Raw genomic sequence first — 13,745 nt, 5'->3', positions numbered from 1 at the left:
GGACCAGGTCCTAAACATCACTCCAATGCTCGACCTCATCGCCCAGCACGGCAACCCAGTCGTGCTTGCGTTCCTCGTAGATGGAAATCATCGGCCGCGGAAATTGCGGATCGGCAAAGGCGCCGACCGCGACGGTGACGAAGCCGGGCACGCCCTCGCTGGCAAAGGCGACGGTCGATCCGCAGTCCGGACAGAAGCGGAAGTGCGCCAGATTGCCGGTGTCACTGACGCAGCTCCATTCCCTGGACGCGCCGCCAAGCGCGACCTTGTCCTCCGGCCAGCGCGCCTGCACGGCAAAGGCACTGCCCGAGCGCTTCTGGCAATTGAGGCAATGGCAGACCGAGACGCGCACCGGATCGCCCTGGCAGGTCGCGCTGAACTGTCCGCATCGGCATGTGGCGATATGGTCGATCATGGGCTGGTTCTAGGCCGGGACAGGCTCGCAGAAAAGCGGCAAGGCCATGCCGGACAAACACTGCTGACAAGAATTGACCGACAATCCCGGCGGCCGATCACCCGAGGCTTGACCCGGACGGCAACACGATCGAAGCCTGCCTTCGCGAGCCTCCCGCCCGCTGAAGGACCGACCTCATGCTCATCGATCGGCGCGCCACTCTTGTCGGCGGCCTCGCCCTTGTCTGCACGCCGCTCGCCGCCTGCGCCGAGGCGACTGCGCCCGCAGCGCCCAAGCCGGCCCTGCCCGACATCGCCAAGGCGCTGGCCGCGCTGGAGGCAAGCTCCGGCAACAAGATCGGCGTCGCGGTGCTGGACGGGAAGGACGGCACGATCGCCGGCCATCGTCTCGACGAGCGCTTCACCATGTGCTCGACCTTCAAGCTCTCGGTCGCCGCGCAGATCCTGACGAAGATCGATGCGGGCGAGATCGCGCGCGATGCCGTGCTGCCGATCACGAAGGACGATCCGGTCGGCCATGCCCCCGCCGTGCGCACGGCGCTGGATAAAGGCGAGACGACGATGAGCGTGCTGGCGCTGGCCGAAGCGGCGCAGGTGGTGAGCGACAATGGCGCGGCCAATATCCTGCTGCGCAAGGTTGGCGGCCCAGCCGCGCTTACCGCCTTCTGGCGCAGCCTCGGCGACCGGACCTCCCGGCTCGACCGCTACGAGCCCGAGCTCAACACCAGCCATGACGGCGATCCGCGCGACACGACCACGGCGGCGGCGATGGCCCGCACGCTGCGCGACCTGCTGACCGGCCCGGTACTGACGCCAGCCTCGCGCGAGCTGCTGATCGGCTGGATGATCGGGACCCAGACCGGCCTCAAGCGCCTGCGCGGCGGCTTCCCCGCCGACTGGCGCGCGGGCGACAAGACCGGTACGATGAACGGCGCATCCTATGCCGACAAGGCAAACGACATCGCGGTCGTCTGGCATCCGAAACGCGCCGAACCCTTCTTCGTCACCGGCTTTCTGGAGGCCGGCAGGAACGGCGCCAGCGCGGAGCACGAAGCGACCCTGGCCCAGGCCGGCAAGCTCGCCGCGCAATGGATTGCCGCGCGGGTCTGAGCCAGCAGCCGACGCCGGTCTAGACGTCGGCGGTCTTGCGATGCTCCTCGACCGCGCCAGGCACGACCTGTTCCATCAGGTGCTTGAGGTCCACCGCCTTGTTGTACAGCCGCAGTTCGTCGAAGCGGCCTTCGCGCACCTTGGTCACGAAGTCGGCATTGGCGATGTGCATCCGCCCGACACCGACCATGTCGAACTCGCCAGCATTGAAGCGGCGCGCCAGCTCGGCAAGGTCGGCGGCGATGCGCAGGCCCGGATCTTCGCCATCGAACAGGTCGGCGAAGATGTCGGTCGAGAGGCCGATGCTGCCTGTCGTCATGACCGGCAGGCCGGTCAGCCGCTTGGCCCAGCCGGCAATGCCGAGCGCGGCGTCCTGCTCCGGCCATTCCGGCTTGCCGAAGCGGCGCGAGGAGACGTTGAGCATCGACACGCCTGCCGCCTTCGCCAGCGCGCCGAACTCGGCCAGTTCCTCGGGCGTCTCGAAGACGCGGGCGCCATAATCGACTTCCTTGAACTGCGAGAAGCGCAGGGAGACGAGGAAGTCCGGCCCGACAGCCTGCCGGATCGCGGCGGCCACAGCGAGCGGATAGCGTGCCCGGTCGGCAATGGCCGGGCCGCCATAGCCATCCTCGCGCACATTGGTCTCGGCCCAGAGGAACTGGTCCATGAGATAGCCATGCGCGCAATGCAGCTCGACGCCGTCCGCGCCGATCGCCTTCGCGTCCTCCGCCGCGCGCACGAAGGCATCAGCGAGGTCGTCCATCTCGGCGGCGGTCATCGCCCGGCCGCCCTCGCGCTCCGCCTGGATCAGGCCGGAGGGGCTGAGCGTCGGCGCATCGGCATGCGCAAAGCCCTCGATCGGCCGGCGCTGCCCGCCCGGATGCCAGAGCTGGACCGCAAAGGCCGCGCCCGCGCCCTTGATCGCCTCCGTCAGTGCTTCCCAGCGCCCGCGCGTCTCCGGGTTCATGACACAGAACGCCGCCTGCCAGTAGCCACTCGGATGATCCGGCGCGCAGCTCTCCGAGAAGATCAGCCCGGCCCCGCCTTCGGACCGCCCGCGCAGATAATCGATGGTGCGCGGCGAAGGCCCGCAATTCTCGGTGAAGCCGATCTGCATGGCCGGCATGACGAAGCGATTGCGCAACGTGACGTTGCCGATCGTCAGCGGCGTGAACAGTCCGTCGAGACTCGTGTCGGCCATGGCTCTCTCCCTTGTGCGGGCGAGGCTAGGCGATCGGTGCAGCGCTAACAATCCCCGGATGCGCTCGCGGCGCTACCCGCGCAGGATCTTCTCCATCGCCTTGCCTTTTGCGAGCTCGTCGATCAGCTTGTCCATATAGCGCAGCTCGCGCATCAGCGGCTCCGCGATGTTCTCCACACGGATGCCGCAGACCACGCCGGTGATCAGCTCCCGCGCGGGATTGAGCCGGGGAGCCTGGGCAAAGAAGTCCTCGAACGTCGTGCCCTTCGCCAGCGTCTCGGCCAGCGAGGCTTCGCTGTGCCCGGTCAGCCAGCCGATGATCTGGTCGACCTCGGCCTTCGTCCGACCCTTCTTCTCCGCCTTGGCGACATAATGCGGATACACGCTCGCGACGCTGACCGAATAGATGCGATGCCTGGTCATGGTGCCATCCTAGTTTGCCCGCCCGGGATTGCCAGCGCCGTAACATCCCCTCGCCTCGCCGCCGTTCCTCCCCTAGAGAACGGCCATGTCGTCGCGTCCGTCCTCGCCCATGATGCCGTTTCTGGTCGCCTGCCTCGGCATCGCGATCTTCTCGGGCATGGACGCGGTGCTGAAGAGTCTGTCGATCGCGCTCGGCGCCTATAATGCGCTGCTCTGGCGCTCGCTCACCGGCATCGCGCTGATCGCACCGCTCCATGCGATCTTCGTGCGCCGCATCCCCAATCTCCACACCATGATGCTGCATATCGGCCGCGGCGTCTCGGGCGCGGTCTCGGTGTTGTTCTTCTTCTGGGGCCTCGTCCATGTGCCCCTTGCGCAGGGCATCGCGCTGTCCTTCGTCGCGCCGCTCATCGCGCTCGGCCTTGCCTCGATGTTCCTCAAGGAGCGGGTCGGGCGGCGCGCCGTCAGCGGCTCGCTCATCGCCTTTGCCGGGGTGATCGTCATCCTGCTCGGCCAGTCCGGCGCCGACGGCAAGGGCGACACGCTGGAAGGGGCCATCGCCATTCTGATCGCCGCCGTGCTCTATGCGGTCAATCTCGTCATCGGCCGCCGCCAGTCGCTCGCCGCCGGGCCGATCGAAGTCGCGCTGTCCTTCAATGTCGTCGCCGCCATCATCTTCCTCTTCCTCGTGCCCGCCGGGACGCGGCTCTATCTCGCCGCCGGCCAGCCGACCGATGCAGCCGCCGTCGCCGCGCAATGGCTGCCGCATCTGCCCGGCCGGGAGCATTGGCCGACGATCCTTCTGGCGTCGGTCATCGGTACGAGCGCCATCATGCTGCTCGCCTGGTCCTATGCCCGCGCCGAGGCTCAGGTGCTGGTCTCGGTCGAATATACCGCCTTCGTCTGGGCAGCCCTGCTCGGCTGGTGGGTGTTCGGCGAGTCGGTGCTGCCGACCACCCTGCTGGGCGCCGCGATGATCATCGCCGGCTGCCTCTGGGCCGCGCGCCAGCAGCCGGGCGTTCCCCATGCGACCATCGAGCCGGAGGCTGCCTGATGCTGACGATCCGCGAAGCGACACCCGAGGATATCGACCTCATCCACGGCTTCATCCTGGCGCTTGCCGATTATGAACGCCTCTCCCACGAAGTGCGCACGGACAAGGCCGTGCTGGCGAAGCATCTGTTCGGCCCGCGCCCGATGGCCGAAGTGCTGATCGCCGAGCTGGACGGCGCGGCAGTGGCATTCGCGCTGTTCTTCCACAACTTCTCGACCTTCGAGGGACGGCCGGGCATTTATCTTGAGGACCTGTTCGTCGCGCCGGAGGCACGCGGGCAGGGCGTCGGCAAGGCGCTGCTCGTGCGACTGGCCCAGCTCGCGGTGGAGCGCGACTGTGCCCGGCTCGAATGGTGGGTGCTGGACTGGAACACGCCCGCGATCGAGTTCTACACCTCGCTCGGCGCGCGGCCGATGGACGAATGGACCGTCAACCGGGTCGATGGGGACGCGCTGCTGGCGCTGGCGAGCCAAGAGACCAAGCATGGCGGATGATGGCCTGATCGACTGGCTGGGCGAGGAGCTGGCCGATCTCGGCAGCCTCTCCAGCCGCCGCATGATGGGCGGCATGACGCTCTATCTCGACGGCACCGTCTTCGCGATCCTCGACGATGGCGAGCTGTGGTTCAAGGCCGACGCGGTCAGCGACGGCATCTGGGACGAGGCCGGCTGTGCGCGCTTCACCTATGAGATGGGCGAAGGCCGCTCCGGCTCGATGAACTACCGCCGCGCGCCCTCCGAGGTCTATGATGATGGCGACGCCCTGCGCCAATGGGCTGCGCTGGCGCTGGAGGCCGGGCGGCGGGGACCGGTTAAAAAGAAGAAGAAAAGCTGACCGGCCGGCCCGATTTTCGCGTAATATTGTTTCGAAGGTTCGGAAAGTTCGGGGGTCGCGGTGAAAAATAAATCGCGCGACTCGCCTTCACGCCGTCGAATGAGAAAGAGCCGGTCGAAGCATGGCATCGGTTTCGGCGTGTAGGACAGAGGGAAATGCGCTCCCGAGCCGTTCGCCCCTGAGCGCCTGCCTTGGCAGGCAGTCGAAGCGGGCTGTCCTTCTTCTCCAACGGTCAGGGAAAAGGACGGCCCTTCGACAAGCTCAGGGCGAACGGTGGTTCTTTGTGATCGCTGGCGGCTCTTACCCCGCGAACGCCCGCCCGAGCGCCCGGCGCCGATCCGCCTCGGCACGCTTGGCGACGTCCGAATCCACATTGAACTCGAAGCCGTGATAAGCGCCCGGATAGACATGCAGCTCGGTCGGCACGCCGGCATGGGCGAGGCGCGCGGCATAGTCCATGTCCTCTTCCAGGAAGAGATCGAGCGCGCCCACGGCGATGTAAGCGGGCGGCAGGCCGGAGAGGTCGGTCGCGCGCGCAGCGGCGGCATAGGGCGAGACATTGTCGCTGCCCGGCGCGGTGCCGAGATAGGCGCCCCAGGCGAAGACATTGTGCTCATGCTGCCAGATATAGTCGCCGACATGCGGGTTCTTCGCGCCGTTGGCAGCCGTGCGATCGTCCAACATCGGATAGATGAGCAGCTGGAAGCAGAGCTTGTAGAGCCCCTTGTCGCGCGCCAGCAGCGCCGTGGACGCCGCGAGGCCGCCACCCGCGCTCTCGCCACCCACGGCGATACGATCCGTGTCGATGCCGAGGTTCGCCGCTTCCTTGTTCAGCCATGCGAGCACGGCATGGGCGTCCTCGGCGGCAGCGGGAGCCTGCGTCTCGGGCGCGAGGCGATAATCGACCGAAACGACGAGGCATTTGAGCTCGTCGGCCGTGCGCGTATTGCCCGCGCCACTGCCCTCGGCCGCGCCCAGCACATAGCCGCCGCCATGGAGATGCAGCAACACGGGCAGCTTGCCCGTCGCGTCGGTCGGGCGATAGATCGTCACCGGCACGTCCGGCGCGCCATCCGGCCCCGGCACCGTCCGTTCCTCGATCGTCACATTGGCGCGCGCGTAATTTTCGCGCGGCTGCGCCATGCCGCGCATCTGCTCGCGCATGGCGCCGATCGTCTCGGTATCCAGCACGATGCCGGGAAATACATCGAGCATGGCGGCAAGTTCGGGATCGACCAGATGACGGCTCATGGGTTCTGCATTCCTCTTCCTATGCGGTGTCGGCACCATTGATGCGCGGGACAGTAGATAGCAGCCACGCGCGGTGCAACTGGACGATTCCGGCAGAAAAACAGGACTCTTGACGGCGAGTCCGCGAAAGTAGATTGTCCGAAACCGGAACATTTCGGGCACGATCCGGTCATTTCGATCGCCCGAACATCGGAGACGCACGAGATGGCAAGCCGGGCAACGGTCAACCGGACTCCCGAGTGGCAGGCAATGTTGCGCCGCAGCCTCATCCGCATCGGCACGCTTGCCGGCGCGGTCGGGCTCTATGCGCTGGCGCTGTTCCTGTTCCTCGCCCTGCTCTCCTACAAGGTGAGCGACGGCGCGCTGAACACGGCCGCAGGCGACCAGATCGGCAATCTGATGGGATCGGCCGGCGCCTGGTCGGCCGACATTCTCTACACGGTGATGGGCGTGCCCGCGCTGCTGGTGTTGCCGCTCATTCTCGTCTGTGCGCGCCGCCTCTGGGCCGATCAGGACATGAGCGGCTGGAAAGCGCAGATCGTCAAATGCTTCGCCGGCATGGCCTTGATCGGCACGGGCCTGTGGCTGCTCCAGCCCGAGCCGCTGGTCGGCCTGCCCGCGCGCTGGGGTGGTGTCGTCGGCTTCCTGGCCGCGCATGGCCTGACTGTCCTCACCGCCAAGCTCGGCGCGACGGCCGACATGATCCTGCAATGGGCGCTGCTCGCCGTCAGCATCGTCGCGGGCCTGTGGCTCTGGGTGCGCAGCCTCGCGCTCGAAAAGCCGCTCTGGCATCTCGCCCGCCCGGCGATGCCGAGCCTTGCCCTGCCGCGCCTCGCCTTCCTGCGTCGTTCGGCGCCGGGCGAAACACTGACCGATCAGCGCGCCACCGCGCTGCGTGAGGCCGAACCGCGCAAGGCCGTCGAGACCGCGCCGCGTCAGCCGATCACCATCCAGTCGCCCAACACCAATGCCGTCACCAAGGCTTTTGGGCCGGTCTCCGGGCAGGACGATCTCTTCGGCAACAAGGATCTCCCCTCGGCCGATCTGCTGAGCCCGGCCCCGGAGAAGGCCGGAACCAAGATCGACCGGCAGGGACTGGAACGCAATGCGCGGCTTCTGGAGAGCGTGCTCGACGACTTCCATGTGAAGGGCGCGATCACCGAGGTCCGCCCCGGCCCCGTCGTCACCATGTACGAGCTGGAGCCGGCACCGGGCATCAAGGCGAGCCGCGTAATCCAGCTGGCCGACGACATCGCTCGCAACATGTCCGCACTCTCGGCGCGCGTCGCGACCATTCCGGGCCGCACCGTGATCGGCATCGAGCTGCCCAATGCGGACCGCGAATCGGTCGTGCTGCATCAGCTCATCACCAGCCAGCAATTCGCGGACGCCAAGTCCTCGCTGCCGATCATCCTGGGCAAGAACATCTTCGGCGAGCCGGTGATCGCGGACCTTGCCGGCATGCCGCATCTGCTCGTCGCGGGCACGACCGGTTCGGGCAAATCGGTCGGCCTCAACACGATGCTGCTGTCGCTGCTTTACCGCCTCACGCCGGACGAGCTGCGCCTCATCATGATCGACCCGAAGATGCTGGAGCTCAGCATCTACGACAATATCCCGCATCTGCTCTCGCCGGTCGTCACCGAGCCGGCCAAGGCGATCCGCGCGCTCAAATGGGCGGTCGAGCAGATGGAGGACCGCTACCGCATGATGGCCTCGATCGGCGTGCGCAATCTGGCGGGCTACAACGAGAAGGTCCGTTCGGCCCGCGCCAAGGGCAAGTCGCTCGGCCGCCGCGTGCAGACCGGGTTCGACGAGCAGACGCGGCAGCCGATCTACGAGGAGGAGGAGCTGGACTATCAGCCGCTGCCGCAGATCGTGGTCGTGGTCGACGAGCTGGCCGACCTCATGATGACGGCGGGCAAGGAAGTCGAGTTCCTGATCCAGCGCTTGGCGCAGAAGGCGCGCGCGGCCGGCATTCACCTGATCCTCGCGACGCAGCGGCCGTCCGTCGACGTCATCACCGGCGTCATCAAGGCCAATCTGCCGACGCGCATCAGCTTCTTCGTCACGTCGAAGATCGACTCGCGAACCATCCTGGGCGAGCAGGGCGCCGAGCAGCTACTCGGCAAGGGCGACATGCTGTTCATGGCGAGCGGCAAGGGCCTGCAGCGCGTCCACGGCCCGTTCGTCAGCGACGACGAGGTCCGCGCGATCGCCGACCACTGGCGCAGCAAGGGCCAGCCCGAATATATCTCCTCGGTCACCGAGGAGCCGGAAGAGGGCAGCTTCGCGCTCGACGGCGTGGACTTGGGTGACGACAGCGCCGATGCCAAGCTGTTCCGCAAGGCCTGCCAGCTCGTCTTCGAGAACCAGAAGGCCTCGACCAGCTGGCTGCAGCGCCAGATGCGCGTCGGCTATAACAGCGCCGCGCGCCTCATCGAGCGGATGGAAGAGGAAGGCCTTGTCGGCCCGCCCAACCATGTCGGCCGCCGCGACGTCCTGCGGGATGAGATGGGGAATCCGAAATAGGGTGCTGTTAAACTGGGCCGCATGGTTCAGTGGACATTCAAGCCCGCCGCCCTATCTCCGCTCGCATGACGAAACGCACCTCCCGCTTCGCCCGCGCGCTGGCCATCGGCGCCGCGATCCTCCTGCCGCTCGGCGGCGCGCTGACGATCCCTGCCCTGCAGGCACAGGCGCCCGCCGACGATCTCTCCGCCGTCAACCGATCGATCCGCGGTACGACCTCGCTACGCGCCACTTTCACCCAGACCGATCGCAACGGGCAGGTCCAGTCCGGCAAGCTGCTGCTGAAGCAACCCGGCAAGATCCGCTTCGATTATGGCGCTGGCGACCTGCTCATCGTGGCGGACGGCCGCTCGCTCTATATGATCGACTATCAGGTCTCGCAGGTTCAGCGCTGGCCGATCCGCAACTCGCCACTCGGTGCGCTGCTCGATCCAACGCGCGACATCACCCGATATGGCAAGCTCGTGCCGACCGGCGACAACCGCGTCGTCTCGATCGAGGTGCGCGACCCCGGCCATCCCGAATATGGCGTGCTGAGCCTCATCTTCACGCGCAAGCCGGACGCGCCGGCGGGCCTGGAGCTGTATGGCTGGGTCGCCAGTGACGCACAGGGCAGCCGCACCAGTATCCGCCTGACCAATCTCGCTTATGGCGCGGCGATTCCGGACACGGCCTTCCGCTGGCGCGACCCGCGGCCAAACCGGGTCGGCCGTTCGCAGTGAAGCGCGATGAAAAGCGCGTTACCATCGACGATCATGATTCTGACAATTTTCATTCATCCGGCGCTCATCTGAGCAGCGTTATCTAGACCTTGTGGCGCCGGGAATGCAGTCGAGATTCCCCCCTGTTGCTCGGCTCGTCCCGCGTCACATGCAGCGTCGATAAAACGCTCTCGAGACCCCCGTTCCACGCCCCCCGGAGCGGGGGTTTTTGCTGCCTTGGCGGCAGTGACGCTGCGGAAAGCGTCTCCCGAAAAATTATCGCGCGTGGCGCTTGGGTTCACGGCCAAGGGCGGCTAGGGACAGGCCTATGTCGACAAAAGCCAAAACACAGACTCTCAAGATCGCCTCCTGGAACATCAACAGCGTCCGCGCCCGCCTCGAAATCGTTGAGCGCTTCCTCGTCGAGCAGCAGCCGGACATTCTCTGTCTTCAGGAAACCAAGGTCATCAACGGTGTCTTCCCGGAAGGGCTGTTCCGCCGCCTCGGCTATAATCATCTCGTCCTGCACGGCCAGCCGATGCACCATGGCGTCGCGATCATCAGCAAGGTGCCGATGCGCGACGACGACCGGCTCGACTGGCAGGCCAATGGCGAAGCGCGCCATGTCGGCGTCCGCCTCGACAACGGCCTGCGCATCGAGAATGTCTATATTCCAGCGGGCGGCGAGGAGCCGGACCGCACGATCAACGCTAAGTTCGGCCAGAAGCTCGATTTCTTCGAGCGGATGATCGACTGGTCGTCCAAGCTCACGGGCCCCACCTTGCTGGTCGGCGATTTCAACGTCGCGCCGCTCGAATGCGACGTGTGGAGCCACAAGCAGCTCGTCAATGTGGTCAGCCACACGGCGGTCGAGATCGAGCTGATGGACCGGCTGCAGAAATCGCATGGCTGGGTCGATATCGGCCGCAAATTCTATCCCGCGCCCGAGCGGCTCTATACCTGGTGGAGCTATCGCGCACTCGACTGGGCGAAGACGGATCGCGGCCGGCGGCTCGACCATATGTGGGTGAGCCCGTCGCTCGCCGATCAGGCTGTGAGCCATCAGGTGCTGGAGAGCGCGCGGAGCTGGGCGCGGCCGTCCGATCATGCCCCGCTCATCACGGAATTCGCGTTCTGATGGATGCGGGCGCGGCCGCCCGCGCGATTGACGCGCTGCGCCGCGGCTGGCCGATCCGCATATCCGGCGCGGACGGCGCGCTCGCGCTGCTGCCGATCGAAGGTGCGACGTTGCAAAGCCTTGGCGCGTTCGATCCGGATGCCAACGCGCCCCTGCTGATCTCGTCGAGCCGGGCGGTCACGCTGAAGCTGGTCAACCAGCTTGCCGCTGCCGACACGCAGGCGCCGGTGCTGATCGCGCGAGACCGCTGGCTCGATGGACCTGCCGCTGCCATGGCGATTGCCGATCCCGTCCGCGATCTTGCGACGCCGTTCAAGGGACCGTTTCGCGCCTTGCCGCTGGCACAAGGCGACGCGGCCAGTGCGGCACTCTCGCTCGCGCGGCTCGCGGGCATGCTGCCGGCCTTCTTCGTCGGCAATGCGGATGCGCCGGTCGAGGCGGCCTGCACGGTCGACGACGTCACGGCCTTCACCGATTATGACCGCCTCGCCATTGCCGCGCGCGCGCGCCTCCCCGTGGCCGAGAAGATCGATGCGGAGATCGTGGCCTTTCGCTCGACCGAGGATCCGCGCGAGCATGTCGCGCTGATCCTCGGCGAACGCGACGGCACCCCGCCGGTCGTGCGGCTGCATAGCGAGTGTCTGACCGGGGACGTGCTGGGCAGCCTCAAATGCGATTGCGGGCCGCAGCTCCACGCCGCGATGCACGAGATCGCCGAAGCCAGCTGGGGCGTGCTGCTCTATCTGCGGCAGGAAGGGCGCGGCATCGGCCTCATCAACAAGCTGCGTGCCTATCAGCTTCAGGACCAGGGTTTCGACACGGTGGATGCCAATACCCGCCTCGGTTTCGCGATCGACGCGCGCGATTTCGGCGTGGCGGCGCGCATGCTGTATCTGCTCGGCATCGGGCAGGTGCGCCTGCTCACCAACAATCCGGCCAAGGTTGCAGGGCTTGAGGCCGAGGGCGTGAAGGTTGTCGAGCGCTTGCCGCTGGCGTTGCCGAGCAATCCGTTCAACGAGCGCTATCTGGCCACCAAGCGCGACCGGACGGGGCACGATCTGTAGCAGCCCCCCTGCCAACATCTCCGTTCGTCCTGAGTAGCCATTGAGCCTGTCGAAATGGCGTATCGAAGGATTGCGCACGGCGCGTTGTCCTTCGATACGGGTCTTCGGCTTCGCTCAGCCCCTACTCAGGACGAACGGAGATATTGGAAAGACCTACTCCGCCGCATCCTCCAGCGGCGGGTCGTCGCCTGGCTCACTCGCCTCGGGATTCATCCGCTCCGCTGCCTGCCGCGCCCACATCTGGGCATAGTGACCATTCAGCGCCAGCAGCGCCGCATGGCTGCCTTGCTCGACCACTTGGCCGTCCTCCATCACGAGGATCTTGTCGGCATGGACGATGGTCGAGAGGCGGTGCGCGACGATGATCGTCGTGCGGCGCGCGGCGATATTGTTGAGCACGCCTTGGATCGCGGCCTCGGTGCGGCTGTCGAGTGCGCTGGTCGCCTCGTCGAGGATGAGGATTGGCGGGTCCTTCACCAAAGTGCGCGCTATGGCGACGCGCTGCTTCTCGCCGCCCGAGAGCTTGAGGCCGCGCTCGCCGACGCGCGTCTCGTAGCCGAGCGGCTGGGCGTCGATGAACCGGTCGATCGCCGCGCCCCGCGCGCCGGCCTCGATCTCGGCCTGGCTCGCGCCGTCGCGGCCATAGCCGATATTGTAGCCGATGGTCTCGTTGAAGAGGACCATGTCCTGCGGCACGATGCCGATCGCGGCGCGCAGCGAGCGCTGCTGGACCTCCGCGATATCCTGCTCGTCCACCAGAATGCGGCCGCCCTGAATATCGTAGAAGCGATAGAGCAGCCGCGCGATGGTCGACTTGCCGGCGCCGCTATGGCCGACGATCGCCAGCGTCGTCCCGGCCGGCACGGTGAAGCTCACCCCCTTGAGGATGGTCCGCGCCGGCTCATAGCTGAACACCACATTCTCGAACCGCACATCGCCCGCGACGACGGCCAGCGGCAAGGCGCCGGGCTTGTCCTTGATCTCCGTCTCGGTGTCGATCAGGCGGAACATCGCTTCCATGTCGATGAGGCCTTGGCGGATCGTGCGATAGACCATGCCGAGCAGGTCGAGCGGGCGGAACAGCTGCATGAGCAGCGCATTGACCAGCACCACGTCGCCCGGCGTGAAGCGGCCGACGCTCCAGCCCCAGACGGTGAAGGCCATGGCGCCGCCCATCATCAGATTGGTGATGAGTGCCTGCCCGATGTTGAGAAAGGCGAGGCTGTTGTTGCTCTTGGTCGCCGCGTCCATGTAGCGGAACTGGGCGCGGCTGTAGCGCGCGGCTTCCCGGTCCTCGGCACTGAAATATTTGACCGTCTCGAAGTTCAGCAGGCTGTCGACCGCATGGGCGACGGCGCCGGTATCGAGATCGACCATCTCGCGGCGCAGGGCATTGCGCCATTCCGTCACTGTCTGCGTGAACCAGATGTAGAGACCGACCATCACCACGGTCGCCGCCACGAGCGCGAAACCGAACTTGATCTGGAAGATCACGCAGACCGCGACCAGCTCGATCACTGTCGGCGCTATGTTGAACAGCAGGAAGTGCAGCATCGTCTCGATGGTGGAGGTGCCGCGCTCCACCACGCGGGTGACGCCGCCGGTCTTGCGATTGAGATGGAAGCGCAGCGAGAGTTCGTGCAGGTGGCGCAGGGTGCGCTCGGCCATCAGGCGCTGGGCATTGCGGCCGACCCGCTCGAACGCGACGTTGCGCAGATTGTCCGCCACCACGCCGCCGAACCGCGCCGCCGTATAGGCCAGCACCAGCGCGAAGGCGATCTGCGCGCCCTGCTGCATGCCCGGACCCATATTGTCGATGATGCCCTTGTAGGCGAAGGGCATGATGAGGATGACAGCCTTGCCGGCCAGCACCAGCAGCAACGCGATGACGATGCGGACCTTCAGTCGCGGCTCGCCCTCCGGCCAGAGATAGGGCAGGAACCGGCGCAGCGTCGCCCATGCGGGCGGCGTCTTCTGCGCCTCTTCTGCTTCGACCGGTGCCATCGGAACGCAGTTAGGCGCG

The 13,745-nt window shown here is 66.4% G+C and carries 13 protein-coding genes; 8 read left to right on the top strand and 5 right to left on the bottom strand.

Annotated features, from left to right (window positions below):
- Positions 1-10 precede the first annotated feature (10 nt).
- A complete protein-coding gene (locus KM135_RS13400; RefSeq protein ID WP_221714530.1) occupies positions 11-415 on the bottom strand; it encodes a GFA family protein in 405 nt (134 codons plus the stop codon).
- 176 nt (positions 416-591) lie between these two features.
- Here KM135_RS13400 and bla point away from each other — a divergent pair, with 176 nt between their 5' ends.
- Positions 592-1,524 carry a class A beta-lactamase gene (gene bla, locus KM135_RS13395; protein WP_221714529.1) on the top strand — a complete coding sequence of 311 codons (933 nt, stop codon included), beginning with the start codon at positions 592-594 and terminating at the stop codon, positions 1,522-1,524.
- Positions 1,525-1,543: 19 nt separating this feature from the next.
- On the opposite strand, the gene KM135_RS13390 is transcribed toward bla, so the two are convergent.
- Together KM135_RS13390 and KM135_RS13385 are read right to left on the bottom strand one after the other, a co-directional pair.
- Positions 1,544-2,725: an oxidoreductase gene (locus KM135_RS13390; protein WP_221714528.1), complete on the bottom strand. Its 1,182-nt coding sequence runs from the start codon at positions 2,723-2,725 to the stop codon at positions 1,544-1,546.
- 72 nt (positions 2,726-2,797) lie between these two features.
- Positions 2,798-3,148 (bottom strand): DUF2200 domain-containing protein, encoded by a 351-nt coding sequence (locus tag KM135_RS13385; protein WP_221714527.1) that lies wholly within the window; start codon positions 3,146-3,148, stop codon positions 2,798-2,800.
- A gap of 85 nt (positions 3,149-3,233) precedes the next feature.
- Here KM135_RS13385 and KM135_RS13380 point away from each other — a divergent pair, with 85 nt between their 5' ends.
- From KM135_RS13380 to KM135_RS13370, 3 genes are read left to right on the top strand one after another with little or no spacing between them, the layout of a single operon-like run.
- Positions 3,234-4,202, top strand: a complete 969-nt coding sequence (locus tag KM135_RS13380; protein ID WP_221714526.1) for a DMT family transporter — start codon at positions 3,234-3,236, stop codon at positions 4,200-4,202.
- The gene (locus tag KM135_RS13375; protein ID WP_221714689.1) at positions 4,199-4,696 is read left to right on the top strand and encodes a GNAT family N-acetyltransferase; all 498 of its coding nucleotides are present in this window, start codon (positions 4,199-4,201) and stop codon (positions 4,694-4,696) included. Before KM135_RS13380 ends, KM135_RS13375 begins: the two co-directional genes overlap by 4 nt.
- Positions 4,686-5,036, top strand: coding sequence for a TfoX/Sxy family protein (locus KM135_RS13370; protein ID WP_221714525.1), 351 nt, complete (start codon positions 4,686-4,688; stop codon positions 5,034-5,036). The genes KM135_RS13375 and KM135_RS13370 overlap by 11 nt, the downstream gene beginning before the upstream one ends.
- 300 nt (positions 5,037-5,336) lie before the next feature.
- Here KM135_RS13370 and KM135_RS13365 read toward each other — a convergent pair whose 3' ends face one another.
- Entirely contained in the window at positions 5,337-6,287 is a 951-nt protein-coding gene (locus KM135_RS13365) for an alpha/beta hydrolase (RefSeq protein WP_221714524.1), read from the bottom strand.
- Positions 6,288-6,491: 204 nt separating this feature from the next.
- On the opposite strand from KM135_RS13365, the gene KM135_RS13360 reads away from it, so the two are divergent.
- The 4 genes from KM135_RS13360 (at position 6,492) to ribA (ending at position 11,722) form a co-directional block, all read left to right on the top strand.
- A complete protein-coding gene (locus KM135_RS13360) occupies positions 6,492-8,819 on the top strand; it encodes an FtsK/SpoIIIE family DNA translocase (RefSeq protein ID WP_221714523.1) in 2,328 nt (775 codons plus the stop codon).
- Positions 8,820-8,884: 65 nt separating this feature from the next.
- Positions 8,885-9,541, top strand: a complete 657-nt coding sequence (locus tag KM135_RS13355) for a LolA family protein (RefSeq protein ID WP_221714522.1) — start codon at positions 8,885-8,887, stop codon at positions 9,539-9,541.
- Positions 9,542-9,848: 307 nt separating this feature from the next.
- A complete protein-coding gene (locus KM135_RS13350; RefSeq protein ID WP_221714521.1) occupies positions 9,849-10,658 on the top strand; it encodes an exodeoxyribonuclease III in 810 nt (269 codons plus the stop codon).
- The gene (ribA, locus tag KM135_RS13345; RefSeq protein WP_221714520.1) at positions 10,658-11,722 is read left to right on the top strand and encodes a GTP cyclohydrolase II; all 1,065 of its coding nucleotides are present in this window, start codon (positions 10,658-10,660) and stop codon (positions 11,720-11,722) included. The genes KM135_RS13350 and ribA overlap by 1 nt, the downstream gene beginning before the upstream one ends.
- 153 nt (positions 11,723-11,875) lie before the next feature.
- Here ribA and KM135_RS13340 read toward each other — a convergent pair whose 3' ends face one another.
- Positions 11,876-13,726: an ABCB family ABC transporter ATP-binding protein/permease gene (locus KM135_RS13340; RefSeq protein ID WP_221714519.1), complete on the bottom strand. Its 1,851-nt coding sequence runs from the start codon at positions 13,724-13,726 to the stop codon at positions 11,876-11,878.
- Positions 13,727-13,745 lie beyond the last annotated feature (19 nt).

The sequence above is a fragment of the Sphingobium xanthum genome, from assembly GCF_019737615.1.
Lineage (GTDB): Bacteria > Pseudomonadota > Alphaproteobacteria > Sphingomonadales > Sphingomonadaceae > Sphingobium > Sphingobium xanthum.
The sequence above is the reverse complement of the archived record's forward strand: the minus strand, read 5'-3'. Positions and strand labels throughout refer to the sequence as shown.